The 12737-nt window shown below is 64.3% G+C and carries 9 protein-coding genes; 2 read left to right on the top strand and 7 right to left on the bottom strand.

What is annotated here, in order from left to right; genetic code table 11:
* Positions 1-88: 88 nt before the first annotated feature.
* Positions 89-988, bottom strand: coding sequence for a flagellar brake protein (locus NCR39_RS25080; RefSeq protein ID WP_250454878.1), 900 nt, complete (start codon positions 986-988; stop codon positions 89-91).
* Positions 989-1360: 372 nt separating this feature from the next.
* Positions 1361-2893 (bottom strand): complex I subunit 4 family protein, encoded by a 1533-nt coding sequence (locus NCR39_RS25085; protein ID WP_250454880.1) that lies wholly within the window; start codon positions 2891-2893, stop codon positions 1361-1363.
* Between the two features lie 368 nt (positions 2894-3261).
* On the opposite strand from NCR39_RS25085, the gene NCR39_RS25090 reads away from it, so the two are divergent.
* Entirely contained in the window at positions 3262-3510 is a 249-nt protein-coding gene (locus tag NCR39_RS25090; RefSeq protein WP_250454881.1) for an adhesin, read from the top strand.
* Positions 3511-3523: 13 nt separating this feature from the next.
* Here the strand turns inward: NCR39_RS25090 and NCR39_RS25095 are convergent, their stop codons facing one another.
* Both NCR39_RS25095 and NCR39_RS25100 read right to left on the bottom strand, forming a co-directional pair.
* Positions 3524-4846 (bottom strand): Gfo/Idh/MocA family protein, encoded by a 1323-nt coding sequence (locus NCR39_RS25095; RefSeq protein ID WP_250454883.1) that lies wholly within the window; start codon positions 4844-4846, stop codon positions 3524-3526.
* A gap of 126 nt (positions 4847-4972) precedes the next feature.
* On the bottom strand, positions 4973-7066 hold the full coding sequence (locus NCR39_RS25100; protein WP_250454886.1) for a putative bifunctional diguanylate cyclase/phosphodiesterase: 2094 nt from the start codon (positions 7064-7066) through the stop codon (positions 4973-4975).
* Between the two features lie 282 nt (positions 7067-7348).
* Here NCR39_RS25100 and NCR39_RS25105 point away from each other — a divergent pair, with 282 nt between their 5' ends.
* Positions 7349-8419, top strand: a complete 1071-nt coding sequence (locus tag NCR39_RS25105) for an MBL fold metallo-hydrolase (protein ID WP_250454888.1) — start codon at positions 7349-7351, stop codon at positions 8417-8419.
* Between the two features lie 9 nt (positions 8420-8428).
* Here the strand turns inward: NCR39_RS25105 and NCR39_RS25110 are convergent, their stop codons facing one another.
* Genes NCR39_RS25110 through NCR39_RS25120 form a run of 3 tightly spaced genes read right to left on the bottom strand, consistent with a single transcriptional unit; the run spans position 8429 to position 12723 of the window.
* A complete protein-coding gene (locus NCR39_RS25110; protein WP_250454890.1) occupies positions 8429-9772 on the bottom strand; it encodes an LLM class flavin-dependent oxidoreductase in 1344 nt (447 codons plus the stop codon).
* Positions 9773-9807: 35 nt separating this feature from the next.
* Entirely contained in the window at positions 9808-11016 is a 1209-nt protein-coding gene (locus NCR39_RS25115; RefSeq protein WP_250454892.1) for an acyl-CoA dehydrogenase family protein, read from the bottom strand.
* A 24-nt stretch (positions 11017-11040) separates the two neighbouring features.
* The gene (locus NCR39_RS25120; RefSeq protein WP_250454894.1) at positions 11041-12723 is read right to left on the bottom strand and encodes an ABC transporter ATP-binding protein; all 1683 of its coding nucleotides are present in this window, start codon (positions 12721-12723) and stop codon (positions 11041-11043) included.
* Positions 12724-12737 lie beyond the last annotated feature (14 nt).

Below are 12737 nucleotides of genomic sequence, written 5' to 3' on the forward strand. Positions count from 1 at the left end.
AGACGAATGCAGCGCGCAAGCAGGCTTTTCGCTCGAAGCGAGTCAAAACACAACTCCAGTTACTCAAATGCGCGGCGCATGGCTTCGCTCAATCGCCGCCGCTACCCGTCGCCATTTCGAAGAGATGCGCTCTTAGCAAGGCGGTCACATCGGCGCTTCGGTTGCTGAATTCGACACCCACCTGAACCGCGCCATCGACATGTCTGAGACTGCGCGCAATGCAGTTCATCACCACCGCATGCATCTTGCCGTCCGCGCGCAGCCGTAGCGCGAGCTTGAAGTGCTCGCCGACGTTGACGATGGCGTCCGGCGTACTCAGCGCAACGCCGCCGAGACTCACGTTCACGACAGTCACATCGAAGCCCGCGGCGATGCAGTCGTTGCGAATGAGCCGGCCCACGAGTTCCGTCGAAACGCGTACATGCCTGCGCACGATATGCGTCTGCACGATTTCCGGTTGCGCGATATACACGAGTTGCACCGGCGTCTCGCTTCGCCCGATGACCTTGCTGCGGAACATATGCACCTTGCGCCCGCGCAGCGCCTTGCAATCGACTTCCACGCCCGGCTCCAGTAACTCGTGTCCGTGCGATGCGGTGAGAAGCAGCGCCTGGCCCGCAATGGAGCCGACGTAATCGGTTTGCAAGGGACCGTGCTTGCGGCCGACGAGAGAGAGTTGCATCGCATCGATGAACTTCGGCAACACGCCCGTGCTCGCGGGCATGACGTTTTCGCTTGCCGGTGCTTCGTGCTTCGCGGTGGAGATGAGCACTTCGCCGGGTGCAGGCGCGTCCGCATGAGGCCGAATCGCAGTCGCAGGCGCGGCCTCGTCGCGGAAACCGCCTGCCGCGAGTATCTTGTCGCGCTGGCTCTCCGAACGAACGCAATAGCCTTGTGTAAGGAGCAGTTTTCCGTTGGCCGAATAGACAGCGAAAGGGAGCGGCGTGCCGATCTTCAATTCTTGTGCGGTGACTTTGACGAGGCTCATGGCGCAACTGAACGGTCGGTTTTAATGGCGTTACCGTACCGCACCGTTCGTCACGCTTAAGTGCGTGAGCGCGCATTCATCGGACGAAAGACGGTTGACGCTCTCTTTCGCACTCAAGCGCTGCTAATGGCGCAACTCCTCGGGACGCTTGCCGTCGTGCACGGAACAAAAGTACCGATCCAAAGCACGACAACAAGCATGCAAACGGTAATTTCCGCGAATACGCCGGCCACGCCGAAGTTACGCCCCTGCGAGACTGATAAGCCGCGCTGTTCACGCTGGAGCGCATCGACATTCGCGCTTGCGTAAGGCGAAAAAAAACCTCGCGGATGCATGAGCACACCGCGAGGCTTTGTCATTTGCAAGCGAAACTTACCCCGGCAAACGCTTCGTCGCGTCGACGCGATGCGCATCGTACGAAGGCGCGTTGTCGTCCGAGGGCAGCGACGAAGATTGCGCCGCCGACAGCACGGCCTCGACCGACGGCCCGATCGCGTCCGTGAAGGTCTTCGGATGCACGCCGATCGCGAGCACGAGCACCGCCATCGTGCCGAGCACGACGAACTCGCGTTTGCCGATGTCCTTGAGCATCGCGACGCGCTCGTTGGCAATCGCGCCGAAGATCACGCGCTTGTACATCCACAGCGTGTAAGCCGCGCTCAAGATGAGCGACAGCGCCGCGATCGCGCCGATCCAGAAGTTGAAGCGGATCGCGCCCATCAGCACCAGAAATTCGCCGACGAAGCCGGACGTGCCCGGCAAGCCGACGTTCGCCATCGAGAAGAGCATCGCGTAGGTGGCGAACTTCGGCATGGTGTTGACCACGCCGCCGTAGGCATCGATGGAGCCGTTCTGCGTGCGGTCGACGAGCACGCCGGTACACAGCAGCATCGCGCCCGACACCACGCCGTACGACAGCATCTGCACGACCGCGCCTTCGGTGCCCATGCGGTCGAACGTGAAGAGACCGAGCGTCACGAGACCCATGTGCGCGACCGCCGAGTACGCGAGCAGCTTGCGCATGTCGGTCTGCGCGAGTGCGACGAGGCTGCCGTAGATCACGGCGACGAGCGCCAGCGCGATCATCGCCGGGGCGAAGAAGTGCGATGCATCGGGCACGATCGGCAGCACATAGCGCAGCATGCCGTATCCGCCGATCTTCAACATGCCGAGCAGCACGGCCGCGCCGGTCGGACCTTCCGCATTGACGTCGGGCAGCCACGTATGCAGCGGCCACATCGGCACCTTCACCGAGAAAGCCGCCACCAGGCACACGAACACCACGAGTTGCGGCGCGAAGCCGATCTTCATGTTGCGCCATGCGTCGATGTCGAACGTATGCGACTGGCTCCACAGATAGATCAGCGCGGCGAGCATCGCGAGCGAGCCGAAGAGCGAAATGAAGAAGAAGCGCATTGCCGCGTAGACACGGCGCTCCGAACCCCACGTGCCGATCAGCAGATACAGCGGAATCAGCGTCGCCTCGAAGAAGACGAAGAACAGCATGCCGTCGAGCGCGAGAAACACGCCCTGCATGCACCCCGACAACACGAGGAACGCGCCGTAATACTGCGCGACCTGTTTCGTCACGCTGCGCCACGACGCGATGAACACGATCAGCGTCGTCACGGCGGTGAGCACGGAGAACCACAGCGAGATGCCGTCGACGCCCAGGTGGTAAGAAATGCCGAACTGCGGCAACCAGTCGATACGCTCGGCGAGCTGAACCGCATTCGACGACGCATCGAAGCGCGCGAGGAGCGGCACGACCGGCAGCAGCCCGAGCACCGCGCCGAAGAGCGCGGCCGCGCGCGCGAGCATGGCCGACGCGCTGAACGTGAACACGAAGATGCCCGACACCACTGGCATCCAGATGAGAAAGCTGAGTACTGACGGCAGGTGCATAGCTTGACGATTCGTGAAGCGCAAAACGCGTCCCGCACGTCGCCGGGAACGCCGGATGACATGCTGAAACCGCGAGGTTGACGATGAGGTAACGAGCGGAACGGTTGCGCGAGTGTTCCGAAACCCGGAGCGCAACCAAAATGAAAGGCGCGTACTTCTAGGGTTAACGAGAATAACTCAAAGAAAAACTTTTCGGGGAATTGGCGACGATCAAGTTCATTGCGTGTGGCGCGGTTGACAATTTCGAATCGACCGTTTCCGGTGTCATCGACAGGTCACCGATCGTTCGCTCTCTCCGTGCTTGCCCTGATTTGCCCGGAGCGCCCCGCCACTTAGCCTAGTGGAAAGAGACAAGCAGGGAGACAAGAATGAGAAAGCTGTTCAACGCCGCCGTCTTCGCGATCGTCGCTTATCTCGTGGCCGATCGCGCCATGCTGCACGCACAGGCGCGCGACGTCGACGCTCCGTCGTGCGTGCGCGGCGCCGAGCATGTCCGGCTCGACGCGCTCGGTAAAGGGTTCAGCGAGGCCGCCGCGGGCAGTCAGGGCGACGCGTTCAGATCGCAATGTCTGGTGATGGGCGGCCAACGCGCCGCCGAATGGCAAGCGATGCGCTGACCGCCCCGCCGTTCTAGAACTTCTCTTCGTCCGGCATCGGCCCGCGCGTCGGTCCGGGCGGCGGCGAGAGCTTCACGACGCGTCCCGTGCGCGCCGATTCGTAGATCGCCTCGATGATCCGCTGATCCTGCAGGCCTTCCTCGCCGGGCGTATGCGGCGTCCGGTTGCGCACGACGCACAGCGCCATGTGATCGATCTCGCGCGCGAACTGATCGACCGGATCGATGGTGATCTCCGTCGCGGCGTTCTTCTCCTCCACGAGCATGCCCTTGCGCAGCCGCAGCCCGTTGTATCCGAACGCGGGATTCATCTCCGCCCACGCCTTCGCACCCTGCACGCGGAAAAAGCGCGATTCGTGGTTCCCGTAGCTCGACGCGCACGTGGCCGTCGCGCCGCTCGGAAAGCGCAGGATGAAATGCACGCTCTGCTCCACTTCGCGAAAGCGCGGATCCGACGCCGGCTGCATGACGGTGCCGATGATCTCCGTCGGCTCCTCGTCGAGCAGAAAACGCGCGGCGTTGATGCAATAGACACCGACGTCCGGCAGCGGCCCGCCGCCCGCGAGCGCGCGCTTCAGACGCCACTGGCCGGGATCGCCCGCATTCTGCGAATTTCCGGCGATGAACTCCGTCACCGGCCCGAGTTGCTTCTCCTTGATCCACTTCGCGACGAGACGGTCCATCGGCTCGTACTGGCTGCGGTACGCGATCATCAGCAGGCGGTTCGCGTTACGGCACGCGTCGATCATGCGCTGGCAGTCGGCGACGCTCGTCGCCATCGGCTTCTCGCAGAGCACGTGCTTGCCGATCTTCGCGGCGCGCTCCGTGTATTCGCGGTGCATGCTGTTCGGCAGCACGATATACACGACCTGCACGTCGCGATTGCCGGCGAGACGCTCGAAGCTGTCGTAGCCGTAGACCGCGTCCTCTGAAAGACCGTATTGCCGCGCGACCTTGTGCGCCTTGTCGGCGTCGCCGCTCACGAGCGCGGCGAGCTTCGCATATTTCGACGATGCGAGCGCCGGCAAGATCTGATTCATCGTGAGCCGTCCGATGCCGACGACCGCGAAGCCCACGCGCTCGTCGGTGCGCGCGCGCGGATCGGGCGTCTCTTCCTGCTGCTCGGTCTCGGTATCGGCGATGGGCGAAAGCTTGACGGCGTTGGCATCGCCGGGCGTGCCTTGCGCGGCCTGCGCCACGCGCGCCGTGCCGACGCCGCCCGCGATCAGCGCAGCCGCGACGCCGGTTCCGGTGCGCTGAAGGAAGCGGCGGCGCGGCGTTTCGGAGTGAAGTGCAGCGTCGTCGCTGTCGTCGTCGTGAGGGGAATTCGTCGGCATGGGAAGAGACCGGTGATGGTGGATGAGTGCTTCGCTCGAACACGCGTTTCGAGCAAGCCACGTTCCGTTACATCACGATTTCAGCCGGCGCTTTTCACCGCCTTGTACAAAAGAAGGACAGCTTCGTCAACGTACATGAGTTGCGATGAGCGCTGCATCGCAAGGCATCAGCGCCTCGACGAACGCATCGGCGGACATAGGCCGCCCCAGCAGGAAGCCTTGCAACATGTCGCAGCCCACATCGGTCAGATACTTGCGTTGCTGATGCGTCTCCACGCCTTCCGCGACGATCCGAAGGTTGAGCGTCCTGCCGAGCGCGACGACCGCCGAAACGATCGCAGCGTCCTCGGTGCCGTGCGACAGTTGACGCACGAAAGCGCGATCGATCTTCAGCTCCGTCGCGGGCAGGCGTTTCAGATAGAGCAAGCTGGAATAGCCGGTGCCGAAATCGTCGATGGCGATCTGCACGCCGGTATGCCGGAGTTGCCTCAGCACCGTCAGGCTGACATCGACATCGCGCATCGCGGTGGTTTCCGTCACTTCGAGGATCAGGCAATGCGCGGGCAAGTCGTGCCGGTGCAGCACGTCCTGCACGGCTTTCACGAGACCGTCGTCGACGAACTGCAGCGGCGACAGGTTCACCGCGATGCTCCAGCCGGTGCGTCCCATGCGATGCCAGAGCTTCAGTTGCCGGCAGCTTTCGTCGAGCACCCACATGCCGATCGACACGATGAGCCCGGTCTTTTCCGCAAGCGGAATGAAGCGGTCGGGCGACAAGAGCCCGCGCACCGGATGCTTCCAGCGCAGCAGCGCTTCGGCTCCGACGGCCTCGCCGCTCGCCGCGCCGAACTTCGGCTGGTAATGCAGCACCATTTCGCCCGCCGCGACCGCGGAACGCAATTCATGCGCGAGCTGCATCTGCTCGTACACGTCCGCCTGCATCGACGGCTCGAAGAAGCAGCAGCTTCCACTGCCGAGCGCCTTCGCGTGATACATCGCCGCATCCGCGTTGCTCAGCAATTCCTGTTGGTCCGCGCCGTTGTCCGGATAAATGGCGATGCCGATGCTCAACGAAATGTGGACAGCGTGCGTTTCGACTTCGAACGGCGCTTCGATTGCACGCGTCAGCGCCTGCGCGACGTCGGCGGCGGCCGTCGCGTCTTCGACGTTGGACAGCAGCACGAACTCGTCGCCGCCCACGCGGGCGATCGTGTCGTGCGACGGCAGCGCGGCGCGAAGACGTCGCGACACTTCGACGAGCAGCTTGTCCCCGACGTGGTGCCCGAGCGCGTCGTTGACGGCCTTGAAGCTGTCGAGGTCCATGAACATCAGCGTGAAACGACGCTTCGAATGACGCGCGCCGCGAACCAGTTGCGCGAGCCGGTCTTCGAGCAGCACGCGGTTCGGCAAGCCGGTCAGACTGTCGTGCAGCGCGAGATACGCAAGCTCCTTGTTCGCCTCCGCGAGCGACGCGGCGAGCACCGCCGTGCGCGCTTCCATCCGCAGATCGAGCACGGAAATGATGAGCGCGATGGCGATCACCGCGAGCGTCACGACGATCACCACCAGCGCGAGCCACGAGGAATTCGCGCCGTCGCGGGCGGCATCGCAGATGCTGCCTGCAGGAAAATGCGCGGCGGCCATGCCCGTGTAATGCATGCCGACGATGGCGACGCCCATCACCAGCGACGCGACTGCCCGCAACAGGAAGCGTCCCGCCGAGCGCTGCCGCAAGCGGAAGGCGATCCACAACGCCGCGCCCGACGCCACGATGGCAATGGTCACGGACAGCGCGACGAGCGTCGCGTCATAGTCGATGCCCGGCCGCATGCGCATGGCCGCCATGCCGGTGTAGTGCATGCCCGCGATGGCCGGTCCCATCAGCAACGCGCCGACGACGAGGCGGGGCATGGGCAGCGTGTTCTGGCAGACGAGCCACAGCGCGAACATGGACGCCGCCACCGCGATGAGCAGCGACAACGACGTGATGGCCGGGTCATAGCCGAGCGCGATCGGCAGATTGAATGCGAGCATGCCGACGAAGTGCATCGACCAGATGCCGAGCCCCATCGCGCATCCGCCGCCGATCATCCACCAGCGCGCCGTGCGTCCTTCGGCGAGTGCAATGCGCCCGGCCATGTCGAGCGCGGTGTAGGCGGCCAGGATCGCGACGAGAAGCGAGCAAACGACCAACAGCGGGTTATAGGTATTCGCGAGCATCGGCCATTATTGTTGTCATCGCTCTTATTGAAACGTCGGGCGCGCGTTCCGGCACCGATTCACCGGTGCGCGCTTTTCTGGCAAGTAATGTGGAACCAAGTATGTTGCGAAGAATCGGACAGCGCAATTGAAAACGTACGCGCTGAAGGCTTTTCGAGCGCACGCTCGAATCCGCAGCGGTCCGGTGCGGTTCATCTTACTTGAGCATTGGCCCGCTAACGGCTTGAATGGAGGTAAGACCGTCCGTGTCGCAATGTGTCCTTCTTTGATCGGGCTTCCGTCATGATCTTTCGCCAGCTTTTCGATGCCGCGTCATCGACCTACACCTACTTACTCGGCGATAGCGGCGCGGCGCTGCTGATCGATCCCGTCTACGAGCAAGCGCCGCGCGACCTCGCGCTTCTGGAAGAACTCGGTCTGCGCCTGCAGGCGACGCTCGATACGCATGTTCACGCCGATCACGTCACCGGCGCGTGGCGCTTGCGAAGGCAGAGCGGCAGTGCGATCGCGCTCGCCGCCGCCGCGGGCGCCGAGGGCGTGGACCGGCCGCTTGCGCACGGCGAGCGCATCGGCTTCGGAAGCCGCCATCTGACGGTGCGCGCCACGCCCGGTCACACGAACGGCTGCCTGACCTACGTGCTCGACGATCAGCGCATGGCCTTCACCGGCGACAGTCTTCTGATTCGCGGCTGCGGCCGCACCGACTTTCAGCAGGGCAGCGCCCGTCAGTTATTCGCTTCCGTGCGCGAGCAGATCCTGACGTTGCCCGACGACTGCCTGCTGTATCCGGCGCACGATTATCGCGGGATCACGGTGACGAGCGTCGCGGAAGAGCGGCGTTTCAATCCGCGCCTGGGCGGCGATGTGGACATCGGCGATTTCGTGGGGAACATGAGCAATCTGAATCTGCCGCATCCGAAGCATATGGCCGTGGCGGTACCCGCGAACCTGCGCTGCGGACAGCCCGAAGGCGACGCCCCCGCCGACGACACGCCCGCCTGGGCTCCGCTGACGTTGCGTTTCAGCGGCGTATGGGAGATCGAACCGATGGCGCTGCTGGAGCGTGAAGGCGCGGTGCAGATCGTCGATGTTCGCGAGGCCGCGGAATTCATCGATCCGCTGGGGCATTTGCCGCACGCGAAGCTGGTGCCGCTCTCGCAGTTGACGAGCCGGCTCGACGAACTGGATCGCGAGCGGCCGGTGGTGGCGGTGTGCCGCTCCGGCGTGCGTTCCGCTCAGGCCAGCGTGTTGCTGGCCAAGGCGGGTTTCGGCAAGGTGGCCAATCTTGCAGGCGGCATGCTGCGGTGGAAGGCCGAGGAGCTTCCGGTGGCGGCGGATAGCAATCGAGCGTGAGCCGCTTCGCTACGCCGCCTCTTCCGTCGCCCGATGCCCCGCCGGAATGCCGAGCCCGAGATGACTGCGCAGCGTATCGCCCGCATAGGCGCGCCGAAAGATGCCGCGCCGCTGAAGAATCGGCACGACGCCTTCCGTGAAGGCTTCGAGTCCATCGGGCAACACGTCGGGCATGAGGTTGAAGCCATCGGCGGCGCCGTGTTCGAACCAGTGCGCGATGTCGTCGGCAATCTGTTCCGGCGTCCCCACGATCACGCGATGCCCGCTGCCGCCCGCGAGCGCACGCACGAGTTCGCGCACGGTGTAGCCATGCGTGCGCGCCTGCGCGAGCGTCGCGTTGAAGAACGTGTGATTGCCGTTGCCGTTGTTGGGCAGCGGCAGATCGTCGGGCAAACGCTTGTCGAGCGAAAGCGAATCCACCGGCACGCCCAGCGTTCCCGCGATCCGGTTCAGGCTGTAGCGCCACGGAATCAGATCGACGAGTTCGTCGCGGCGGCGCAGCGCTTCGGCCTCCGTCGAACCGATGATCGTGGTCAGCCCCGCCAGCACCTTCACCGCGTTCGGGCCGCGTCCGTAGCGCGTCGCGCGTGCGTTGAGGTCTTCGCGATACGCTCGCGATTCATCGAACGACTGCGAAGCCGAGAACACCGCTTCCGCATGACGCGCGGCGAGATCGCGTCCGTCGCCGGATGCGCCCGCCTGCACGAGCACCGGATGCCCCTGCGCCGAGCGCGGCAGATTGAGTGCGCCCTGCACGCCGAAGAAGCGTCCGCGATGCGCGGCCGGATGCAGCTTGCCGAGATCGACGAAGCGCCCGCTCGCCTTGTCCGCGATGAACGCATCGTCTTCCCAGCTGTTCCATAGCGACTTCACGAGCGACGCGAACTCGTCGGCGCGCGCGTAGCGTTGCGCGTGATCCGGCACGGCGTCCAGCCCGAAGTTGCGCGCGGATGACAAATCCGCCGTCGTCACGATGTTCCATCCCGCGCGCCCTTTGCTGATGAGATCGAGCGTCGCGAAACGCCGCGCGATGTTGTACGGCTCGTTATAGCTCGTCGATGCTGTCGCGATCAGCCCGATATGCGTCGTCGCGGCGGCGACGCTTGTGAGCAGCATCGTCGGTTCGAGCGCGGTGATCGGGCGCATGTCGAGCTGATCGGAAATCGCGGCGTTATCGGCGAGAAAGATCGCGTCGAGACACGCGCGCTCCGCGATCCGCGCGAGCTTCACGTAATGGTTCACATCGAGGAACGCGCGCGGATCGGCATTCGGCACGCGCCACGCGGACGGCACGAAGCCCGAATGCAGCGCGTTGATGTTGAGATGCAACTGGCGCGGGAAATCGCCGCTCATGGCATGACACTCCGGTTCGATGTTGGTTGCACGCGTCAGAACACGCGCCCTTCGGTAAGATGCGTGGTCACGCCGTTCAGCTCGTAATCGCCGATGACGCGCGACTTGTGCAGCAGCGGGTTGTGGCTGAAGATCGTGCGCAGGTTGCGCCAGTGACGGTCGAAGTTATGCGCGCGCGCCGTCGCCGATGCGCCGCCCGCTTCGAACATGCGCTCCGCCGTATGCAGCGCGAGCTTGCTCACGACGAGCTGCGTGCGCGCGGTGGCGAGCGCGCCTTCGAGCACGAGCGCATCGGCGTCGGCGCTGCCGTTGCGGATCGCGCGCGAAGAGCGGTCGAGCACGCGCGCGTTCTCTCGCACGAGGGCATCGATCGCATAACTGTGCGACGAAAGCTCGCCGATGACCTGCTGAATGAAGCCATCCTCACGCGCGGACGGCGCGGGACTATGCAGCGCGGGACGGCCATGACGCAGCACATAGCGCTTCGCATCCGCGACGACGTTGCGCACGACGCCCGCCGCGACCGCCACCAGATGCAACTGCCGCAACGCGCCGCCGTGCCGGCCCGCGAGCGTCGTGAGCGTGCGCGGCGCGACTTCGTCCGCATGCACGATCAGGTCGTCGAACACGAGACTCCCGCTCGCGGTCATGCGCTGCCCCATGCCGTCCCAGTCGTCGAGCACGTTGAGTCCCTCGCGTTGCGTCGGCACGACCGCGACCACCGGTTCGCCGTTTTCGTCCTGCACGTTGAGGCGCGCATAGTCGGAAAAGGCGGTGCCCGTCGCATAGTATTTGCGGCCGGTGAGACGATAGTGGTCGCCATCGCGCTTCAGTTGCGTCGTGATTTCGCCGGGCCGCGACGTGCCCGCTTCCGTCGATGCGCCACCGAAGATCGCGCCTTGCGACACGCGTTCGATCTGCAGTTCGTTGAACGGCGTGCGCGGCGAAAGCAGCAGCGCTTCGGTCTGGTCGAAGTGAATGCGCAACGCATGCGCGACGTTGCTTTCATGCGCGGCGAGCGTCGATATCACATGAAAGACGTCTTCGAGCGAGCCGCCCAGGCCGCCCCATTCGACGGGCAAGCGCAGCTTGCCGAGTCCGGATTCGCGAAAGCGCGCGAACGCTTCGAATGGCAGCTCGCGACGCGCTTCGCGTGCGGCCGCGTCTTCGCCGATGGCGGCGGCGAGCGCGGGCAACGCATCGAGTGCGTGTTGCAAAGCCGAATGGGTGTGATGGTCCGACATCGGGTGTCCTCGTGATTGAATGGTTTAGGCGGCGTGCGCGTCGAACCGGTTGGCGGGAATCGCATCGAGCAGCGCGCGCGTGTACGCGTGTCGCGGCGTGCGCCAGATGTCGCGGTGATCGCCGCTCTCGACGATCTTGCCGCCGTGCATCACATGCACGCGATCCGCGATATAGCGCACGACCGAAAGATCGTGCGAGATGAAGAGATACGCGAGGCCGAGATCGCGCTTCAGTTCGACGAGCAGGTTGAGAATCTGCTTCTGAATCGACACATCGAGCGCGGACACGGGTTCATCGCAGATCAGGAGCGCAGGCTCCAGGATCAACGCGCGCGCAATGCCGATGCGCTGGCGCTGCCCACCCGAAAACTCGTGCGGAAAGCGCTGCAATGCGGCGCTCGGCAAGCCCACGCAATCGAGCATGGCGGCGGCGCGTGTGCGTCGCGTGTGCGCATTGCCGATACCGTTCACGGCAAGCACGGTTTCGAGAATTTCGCCGACGCTGCGCCGTGGATTGAGCGATGCATAGGGATCCTGAAAGACCATTTGCACATGACGCCGCAACGGTCGCAATGCGAGTTCGGTAAGCGGCGCAATGTCCTCGCCATTCAACTGAATGGATCCGCTCGCGGCAGGCACGAGACGCATGACCGCTTTCGAAAGCGTGGACTTGCCGCATCCGGATTCACCGACGAGGCCGACCGTTTCGCCACGCGCGATATCGAACGACACGCCATCGACGGCGGTAAGCGCGCCCTTGCCTCGCCGATGCGCGTATTCCACGCGAAGATCCTCTACCGAAAGCAATGGCGCCGCGCTCGCATCGCGCGCGATGATGCGTGGCGCAAGCGGTATCACGTTGAACGTCGCTGCGCCTTCATCGCTGGATGCGTGGCGAATCTCGGGCAGCTTCCATTCGCGATAGTGCAGGTCCGTCGCCACGTTAAGCGACGTGCCGAGCAAGCCGCGCGTGTACGCATGCTGCGGCTCGGTGAAGAGTTGCGCGACGGGCGCTTCTTCCACCATCACGCCCGCGAGCATGACCGCGACGCGATCCGCATGCTCCGCGACCACGCCGAGATCGTGCGTGATGAGCAAGAGCGACATCGACAGTTCGCGCTTCAGTTGATCGAGGAGATCGAGAATGCGCGCCTGGATGGTGACGTCGAGCGCGGTCGTGGGTTCGTCGGCGATCAGGAGACGCGGACGGCACGCAGCCGCCATCGCGATCATCACGCGCTGACGCTGGCCGCCCGACAGCTCATGCGGATAATCGCCCACACGCCGATGCGGCTCCGGAATATGCACGAGATCGAGCAGTTCGACGGCGCGCTTCCTCGCTGCGTCTTTCGAAAGCGATTCATGCTGACGCAACGTCTCGACAATCTGCGCGCCCACGGGCAACACCGGATTGAGCGATGTCATCGGCTCCTGAAAGATCATCGATATCTGACTGCCGCGCAATGCGCGCATCTCGCGCGGTGCGAGCGTCAACAGGTCGCGTCCGTCGAAACGCACGCTGCCGCTCACGCGTCCCGGCTCGGGCAAGAGACGCATCAGTGAAAGCGCCGTCGCCGATTTGCCGCAGCCGGATTCGCCGACGAGCGCAAGCGTTTCGCCTTGCGCGATATCGAAATCGATGCCCCGCACCGCGCGATGCGCGCCGAAACTCACGCGCAGGTCGCGCACTTCAAGAAGATTGGCCACGTCGATATCCGGTC

The organism is Caballeronia sp. ATUFL_M2_KS44 (genome assembly GCF_023630965.1).
GTDB classification, from domain to species: domain Bacteria; phylum Pseudomonadota; class Gammaproteobacteria; order Burkholderiales; family Burkholderiaceae; genus Caballeronia; species Caballeronia concitans.

Excerpts from the sequence above, each read along its gene's own strand:
- NCR39_RS25080 (WP_250454878.1), bottom strand. The coding sequence starts at position 988 with ATGAGCCTCGTCAAAGTCACCGCACAAGAATTGAAGATCGGCACGCCG.
- NCR39_RS25085 (WP_250454880.1), bottom strand. The coding sequence starts at position 2,893 with ATGCACCTGCCGTCAGTACTCAGCTTTCTCATCTGGATGCCAGTGGTG.
- NCR39_RS25090 (WP_250454881.1), top strand. The coding sequence starts at position 3,262 with ATGAGAAAGCTGTTCAACGCCGCCGTCTTCGCGATCGTCGCTTATCTC.
- NCR39_RS25095 (WP_250454883.1), bottom strand. The coding sequence starts at position 4,846 with ATGCCGACGAATTCCCCTCACGACGACGACAGCGACGACGCTGCACTT.
- NCR39_RS25100 (WP_250454886.1), bottom strand. The coding sequence starts at position 7,066 with ATGCTCGCGAATACCTATAACCCGCTGTTGGTCGTTTGCTCGCTTCTC.
- NCR39_RS25105 (WP_250454888.1), top strand. The coding sequence starts at position 7,349 with ATGATCTTTCGCCAGCTTTTCGATGCCGCGTCATCGACCTACACCTAC.
- NCR39_RS25110 (WP_250454890.1), bottom strand. The coding sequence starts at position 9,772 with ATGAGCGGCGATTTCCCGCGCCAGTTGCATCTCAACATCAACGCGCTG.
- NCR39_RS25115 (WP_250454892.1), bottom strand. The coding sequence starts at position 11,016 with ATGTCGGACCATCACACCCATTCGGCTTTGCAACACGCACTCGATGCG.